This is a genomic window from Desulfosarcina sp., from assembly GCF_033791525.1.
Lineage (GTDB): Bacteria > Desulfobacterota > Desulfobacteria > Desulfobacterales > Desulfosarcinaceae > Desulfosarcina.
Map to the genome: position 1 here is coordinate 1 of NZ_JASJGN010000082.1, position 3,921 is coordinate 3,921.

Annotated in this window: 3 protein-coding genes; 2 read left to right on the forward strand and 1 reads right to left on the reverse strand. The window is 58.5% G+C overall.

What is annotated here, in order from left to right; translation table 11 throughout:
* Positions 1-139: 139 nt before the first annotated feature.
* Both QNK41_RS04035 and chrA read left to right on the forward strand, forming a co-directional pair.
* Positions 140-1,405 carry an MFS transporter gene (locus QNK41_RS04035; RefSeq protein WP_319254011.1) on the forward strand — a complete coding sequence of 422 codons (1,266 nt, stop codon included), beginning with the start codon at positions 140-142 and terminating at the stop codon, positions 1,403-1,405.
* Positions 1,402-2,718: a chromate efflux transporter gene (chrA, locus tag QNK41_RS04040; protein WP_319254013.1), complete on the forward strand. Its 1,317-nt coding sequence runs from the start codon at positions 1,402-1,404 to the stop codon at positions 2,716-2,718. Before QNK41_RS04035 ends, chrA begins: the two co-directional genes overlap by 4 nt.
* Positions 2,719-3,226: 508 nt before the next feature.
* Here the strand turns inward: chrA and QNK41_RS04045 are convergent.
* A partial coding sequence (locus QNK41_RS04045; protein WP_319254015.1) for a hypothetical protein occupies positions 3,227-3,921 on the reverse strand: 695 nt, incomplete at its 5' end.

The window sequence follows — 3,921 nt, forward strand, 5'->3', positions numbered from 1 at the left end:
CGAAGCCATTGCCGTGGGCTACAGCCTGCGCTACCCGGACGACCTGCAAAACATTGCGGGGCAGTTCGAGGTCTACGACGCGCTGTATGCCTGGTGCCGGCTGGATGTGGCCAGGCACAGTTCATAAAGGGAACCCGCCATGGCCATTCGTGAACGCATAACGGGAGGCGCAGCCGGAATCTCCGGTTTTCTCGCCCTTCAGCGCAGCACCATCGGCGTGCTGGCCATGGTGGTATTGGTGGGCATGGGCGAGCGCATGGCCGAGCGCTTTCTGCCCATTTACATGCTGGCCCTGGGCGGTGGCATACTGGCCATCGGTCTTCTTCAGGCCATGGACAACCTGCTTTCGGCCCTCTACTCATTTCTCGGCGGCTACCTGTCCGACCGCCTGGGCACCAAGCGGTCGCTGCTGATCTTCAACCTGGTGGCCATGGCCGGGTTCGCCCTGGTGATGATGGTCCCGACCTGGCAGGCGGTGCTGGTCGGGGCAGTGCTTTTTATCTCATGGTCGGCCATATCACTGCCGGCCACCAGGAGTCTGATGTACAAAGTCCTGCCCACCCATAAACGCACCATGGGGGTAACCATGCATTCGCTGGTACGCCGCATTCCCATGGCGCTCGGCCCCCTGCTCGGCGGGCTGTTCATCGGCATAATGGGCGAGCGTGACGGTGTCCGGCTGGCCTTCGGCGTGGCCCTGATCATGTCCATCGTGGCGCTGCTCCTGCAGCAGCGTATGATCGATGACGATACTCCGGATGCGCTGTCTCCAGGCGATGCCTGCAACCTGACGCCGGAGAAGAATCCGTTGAAACTGCTCCGGCTGATGAACCCGGCCATGAAGGGGTTGCTGGTCACCGACATTCTCATCCGCTTCTGTGAGCAGATCCCTTACGCATTCGTGGTCGTCTGGAGTATGAAGGTGATAACGGCACCGGTATCGGCCCTGCAGTTCGGTTGGCTGACGACCATCGAAATGGCTACGGCGGTTTTGGTTTACATCCCTGTGGCCTACCTGGCCGACCGCAGCGCCAAGAAACCTTTTGTGCTGATCACGTTTGTCTTTTTCACCCTGTTTCCGCTGGTGCTTCTTTTCAGTCGCTCTTTCGAATGGCTGCTCGTGGCATTTATCCTGCGCGGGCTCAAGGAGTTCGGTGAGCCCACGCGCAAGTCCCTGATCATGGATCTCTCACCGGAAAGCTGCAAGGCCGGGATGTTCGGGCTCTATTATTTGATCCGGGATGTTTTCGTCGCTTTCGCCGCTCTGGGCGGAGCGTTTTTATGGCAAATCAGCCCGCAGACGAACCTGGTTACTGCATTCGTTTTCGGGATCATCGGCACCGTGGGATTTGCGATTTTCGGCCGCGATATCCGGGTGCCCGTGCATAAGAAGGAGACCGCATGACAAGGCAATCAATGCCAGAACCGTCCAGGGCTGTTTCCTTTAAGGAAGCCTTAACATTTTGGGCCAAGCTGGGCTTTATCAGCTTCGGTGGACCGGCCGGCCAGATCGCCATCATGCACCAGGAGGTGGTCGAGCGGCAAAAGTGGATTGGTGAAAACCAGTTTCTGCGGGCGCTCAATTTCTGCATGCTGCTGCCCGGCCCCGAGGCCCAGCAGTTGGCCACCTATATCGGCTGGCGAATGCACGGGACGCTGGGCGGCATCGTCGCCGGTGCACTTTTCGTGATCCCTTCGATTTTCGTCATGCTGCTGTTAAGCTACCTGGCCGTGGCCCACATCGATATTCCGGCGGTGGCCGCCGCTTTCTACGGCATCCAGCCGGTGGTGGTGGCGGTTGTGATCGAGGCGGTCCTTCGCATCGGCAAGAAGGCACTCAAGCACCGCCTGCTCTACCTCTTTGCCGCCCTGGCCTTCGTCGCCATCTTCTTCTTGAAAATCCCCTTTCCCTTGATTGTGGCCGGTGCAGCGGCAGGTGGGCTGCTCCTGCACCGCGGGTTGCCGCAAATCTTCTGCAAAGGCACCTACAATGTCCAGACCCGCGAATGCATAGTCGAATCTGAAACAATCAACGGCCAAAAAAACGTCGCGCCCTCGTTCGTCCATGTCGTGCGGGTCTTTTGCATCTGCTTTGGGCTGTGGGCCCTGGTGGTGGGAAGCGTATGGGGATTGCGCGGACTTGAGGACACCTTGACCCGGATCGCCTTTTTTTTCACCAAGGCCGCCTTTGTCACCTTCGGTGGTGCCTATGCCGTGCTGGCTTACATCACCGATTTCGCTGTGGGAAACAGCTGGCTCAGCACCGAGCAGATGCTCATCGGCCTTGGCCTCGCCGAGTCGACCCCCGGCCCGCTGATCATGGTGACCCAGTACGTGGGATTCGTGGGGGCCTGGAACCTGCCCGGGGATCTAACCCCGCTGACCGCCGGCATTCTCGGCGCCCTGATCACCACCTATGTCACCTTTCTGCCCTGCTTTTTTTTCATTTTTGCCGGCGCGCCCTTCATCGAGGCCATGGCCGGCAACCCACGCATCCAGGCCGCGCTTACCGGCGTCACCGCCGCCGTGGTGGGCGTGATCCTGAACCTGGCCGTCTGGTTTGGCTACAAGGTGATCCTGCCCGAGACCGGAATCGACTGGTTTGCCCTGGTCGCTGCCATTGTCTCGCTGGTGCTGCTTCAGAAATTCCATTTCCCCATTCAGTACCTGGTGCCCATCGGGGCGGCGGCAGGTGTGGCCTGGCGAATGGTGGTTTAACCATCCAACGATCCACGATACCGGTGTTCATATCAACACATGCCGCGTGTGGTTAGTCCACCCTGGCCTCAAGCATGCTTCTCAGCTTCGCAAAGTGGTCTGAAATCGCATCTTCAATCTGGCGACGACCGACGGTGCGTTTGAATCTGACCAACAGCCGGTACTGCGAATTAGACCGCCTCCAACTAATTCCGGCCTACAGCCTTGAGCAATGCCCTTTTCCACATAGGCCCGGTAGACTTTACGGGCGGCCGGCAGTTTTACTCCAAAAAGCCTCAATACATAGCCGGTGTCCTGAAATTCTCTTTTAACTTTTCCCATCAACGCACTATGTCGGCTATAGGGGTATTTATCAAATTCAGTTGGGCTTATTACGATTTTGGCGCGCAACGGATTTAGAGTAATGTAACGAACCAGCTGAAGCAAATAAATGTATTCTTGACACAAAATGGATTTGTAGCGGCTTTGAAACAAATGTCCCTAAGTTTCCCTATTCTGATTTGTGTGGTCACTGCAAGGCTCTGACGAACTCGATGAACTCTGGCGATTCATCGAGAAGCTGGCCTGCCAGCCGGCGCACTGCATCGACGGCCTTCGGGTCGAGGCGGAGCGAAGTCGGCAAGGCATCAAAATAATCGCGCTCGTCCCGGTCAGTGATCTGGTTGAAAGTCAGCACCGAGAAGTGAACGCGGACCGGAGGCGTGCCGGCCCCGCGTAATTTATTGATCCGTTGCCCCCACATCTGGAACCCCTGTTTCGCCAGCGAAGCCGTCTCCGTGTTCAGGATGCCCAGCGCGGCATCGAATGAAGCCGACGCGGAGTTGAGCATGCCTGGCTCGGTTCCGCTGCGCGACCAACCGTACTCGCTGTAGACCTGCGCATTGGCAACCACCACGAGGACGTGACGCACCCTGGATAGTTGTTGCGTCGTAAATGCGCCAGCCATGTCGGGCACATTTCCGTAGTGCGCGACCGGACTCATCATCGATCCGCGCACGCCCAGGTTGTCTGTCACCCCACCATCGACCAGTTGCACAACCGGCACGCGATCCGGTCGGCTGTAGCGCTCGAGCGCGCGAGCGACCGCATAGCGACGGTCGAGCGGGTTGTCCTCGGCGAGTGACTGATCGACCCACGAATCGTTCCGCTGCGGACAGTCCTCGTAGTTACGCAAGGCGATCGTCGCAAACACCACCGGCACGG

Coding starts and splice junctions, on each gene's coding strand:
- QNK41_RS04035 (WP_319254011.1), top strand. CDS start 140: ATGGCCATTCGTGAACGCATAACGGGAGGCGCAGCCGGAATCTCCGGT.
- chrA (WP_319254013.1), top strand. CDS start 1,402: ATGACAAGGCAATCAATGCCAGAACCGTCCAGGGCTGTTTCCTTTAAG.